We start from the raw sequence: 2,648 nt of genomic DNA, 5'->3' as shown, positions 1-2,648 counted from the left end.
CCGGGCCTGTCGCTACGCTCCAGCCCCTCCATTCCACCTCTCCAGCTACGGAGAACCAAGCAAAACCAAGCCCAAGGTTAGATCAGCGAATCATCAACAAAACTCACTTTTTACTGGCAACAAAAAGGAGACCACCTCACTGTGCTTCTTGAGGAATATCCGAACTAATCTCCAAAGGTGGCTTCAGGTATAAACTTCGCAGACTGTAGGTTGAGTAAGCTAGAATAATAAGCAACAAACAGATAACTAGTCTCACCAGTAAAGAGCGCTTCATTTTTTTGCCCAACGTAAAGCACACCGGCAGCGATGTACCAGAAGTGCGAAGTTTAAAGTTTCAATCTCTATTCTAAAGCGGCCAAATCCTGGCCTGACAGCTACTAGCTGTCGGGTGCTGCGACTTGTTAGCCCGATTTCCATTCCGTACCGAGAGTAGATGCAGTGCATACAAGATCACGAAATGACAACTCAAAGTCACAACAAATAGTAAGAGATGTAATACTAGAATCTTCGTATCTCAATGACTCTTCTGTAACGATCTGTAAAAAGGTATCCATCTCTAGATCACCGTAACCAGCACCGAGAGGACTCATAATAATTGATGTGATATCTTTACGCTCCGAGCAAGTCTCAAAAGAGCGTGCGACTAAAGACCTGACTACCTCAGGATCAGTGTGATACATTGGATCAGTGGCAATCGTGTGTAACACTAGACGCCATGATGCATCAGATAACTCTGTCTGAAAGATTTCTCCTACCTCGGCAAGTTTACGTCCAGAGCTATCAAGTTGACGATATAGGTCACTTTGGAAGTCGTTGCCAAACTTTTGTAATAAACATGCTCCAACACCCCCGCTTAGCATTAGCTGGACATTGGTCGAATAAATAAGGGCATCACCCTTCACGGTCATGATGTCAGTATTAAGCAGAGTTCGTTTCATTTTTTGGCTAACGTAAAGCACACCGGCAGCGATCAGGCGCCGACATACGAATTATAGATACAATGTCGTAAAATGGTTACCTGTCGCAAACTCGACAGCTCCTAGCTGTCGGGTGCTGCGACTTGTTCGGTTAGTTTATTCTCTCCACTACTCTTTCCTCAATGATTAGCCAATCATACTCTGAACCGCCCTCTATCGGCCTCCAAATCATGCTATCACCTCTGTAGACGATCTCGAACGCTAGAAATGAATCTATAGGCTTTGTCGTCTTAAATCCTCGAAATATGATGATATCTCGCTCTTCATCCAATTTCGCATAGTGCCAGTATGCCTGACGACCAAATGGATCTACCTCAGCGTCAGTCCTATGATCACTAGCCATAGAAAGCTCTCCATTAGCTGCAAGAGAAAATGTTATCACTATGGGCGGGTCAACTGCTGGAAGCTGATTCATCCTCCACGTGCCAACCAAGTCCGAACGCGTAAATGTAGCGGAATCGTTCTCCAGGTCGCCCCCCTCCTCTTGTGGTCTGCATGCCCCAAGAACAATGAAAAAAGTGGTCAACATCAATAACGTGATAGATCTCATGATTTTTTACCGAACGTAAAGCTCACCCGCCACGATGAAATGGTAGATAAACGAATTAATAGATTTCCTTTTGAGGAACAGAAACAAAACCTGGCACGGCAGCTACTAGTGGTCGAGTGCAGCGACTTGTTATGCAATTAGTTTCCTCCGTCTTTCTGGTTACTTTCAAGAGTGATTAGGAATACAGATTTCAGCGGATCTCGATCAAGCATTCATTCCGCCTTGCGAGAATAACCCTTGAATCCACTGAGTGAACAAACTTATGGTTTCACCTTTCGAGCCGATTTGGAATAATCAACCATTTGAACGCGCTGCCTTTTTTTCGCATAACGTAAAGCACACCGGCAGCGATCAGGCGCCGATATACGAATTAAAGATGCAATGTCCTAAAAGGGTTTGCCGTCGCAAACTCGACAGCTACTAGCTGTCGGGTGCTGCGACTTGTTAGCCCTGTTTTTTGTAGACTACGATCCGTGTAGAAATGCGACTCTCGTTAGTGAGATGAACTACAACCAGTCCATCTGAAGACTTAAAATCCCGCCATGTTCCGATTGAGGCACCTTGAGAGCGATCATCCTTCGTTAAACCTATGTAAACATACTTCACCGGAGTGTCTTTTGAAATTTCGTAGCCCTTTTCGGTAATAAATCCAATAGAACATTCATCTGATGAAGAAACAGTAATCTCTCTATGAGATCCTGGAGCAAGTTCAAGATCTGTAATATATACATCACCTTCTGCCAACCACTTCTCATACCAAGAATCTGATGACAGCTCGGAGATTTCATTTGAAGCCTCCTCAGAGCATGCCATTAGGATGACAGATAGAATTAGGATCAAGCATTTCATTTTTTGGCTAACGTAAAGCACACCGGCAGCGATCAGGCGCCAATATGCGGATTATAGATACAATGTCGTAAAAGGGTTACCTGTCGCAAACTCGACAGCTACTAGCTGTCGGGTGCTGCGACTTGTTAGCCCAGCTAATTTTTCTGTCGATCATAGTCGTAGAAAGCCAAAATCTTATCGTCGGAAGATGAACTTACAACACGGAGATTTGAATAAATCATATGACCGCTCCATATAAAAGCGGCTAAAATAATACGCCAATCCCACAATGA

At 44.3% G+C, this 2,648-nt stretch carries 3 protein-coding genes; all 3 read right to left on the bottom strand.

Annotated elements, in window-relative coordinates; all coding sequences use genetic code 11:
* Positions 1-401: 401 nt before the first annotated feature.
* The 3 genes from HW115_RS19260 to HW115_RS19250 all read right to left on the bottom strand — a co-directional run bounded on the left by HW115_RS19260 (position 402) and on the right by HW115_RS19250 (position 2,376).
* Positions 402-938, bottom strand: a complete 537-nt coding sequence (locus HW115_RS19260; protein ID WP_178935221.1) for a macro domain-containing protein — start codon at positions 936-938, stop codon at positions 402-404.
* Positions 939-1,068: 130 nt separating this feature from the next.
* The gene (locus HW115_RS19255) at positions 1,069-1,527 is read right to left on the bottom strand and encodes a hypothetical protein (protein ID WP_178935219.1); all 459 of its coding nucleotides are present in this window, start codon (positions 1,525-1,527) and stop codon (positions 1,069-1,071) included.
* Between the two features lie 444 nt (positions 1,528-1,971).
* A complete protein-coding gene (locus tag HW115_RS19250; RefSeq protein WP_178935217.1) occupies positions 1,972-2,376 on the bottom strand; it encodes a hypothetical protein in 405 nt (134 codons plus the stop codon).
* Between the last annotated feature and the right edge of the window lie 272 nt (positions 2,377-2,648).

Origin of the sequence: Oceaniferula marina (assembly GCF_013391475.1) — a bacterium.
Taxonomy (GTDB): Bacteria; Verrucomicrobiota; Verrucomicrobiia; order Verrucomicrobiales; family Akkermansiaceae; genus Oceaniferula; species Oceaniferula marina.
The sequence above is the reverse complement of the archived record's forward strand: the minus strand, read 5'-3'. Positions and strand labels throughout refer to the sequence as shown.

Bases quoted from the DNA above. Each gene is read 5' to 3' on its own strand.
- HW115_RS19260 (WP_178935221.1), bottom strand. From the start codon at position 938: ATGAAACGAACTCTGCTTAATACTGACATCATGACCGTGAAGGGTGAT.
- HW115_RS19255 (WP_178935219.1), bottom strand. From the start codon at position 1,527: ATGAGATCTATCACGTTATTGATGTTGACCACTTTTTTCATTGTTCTT.
- HW115_RS19250 (WP_178935217.1), bottom strand. From the start codon at position 2,376: ATGAAATGCTTGATCCTAATTCTATCTGTCATCCTAATGGCATGCTCT.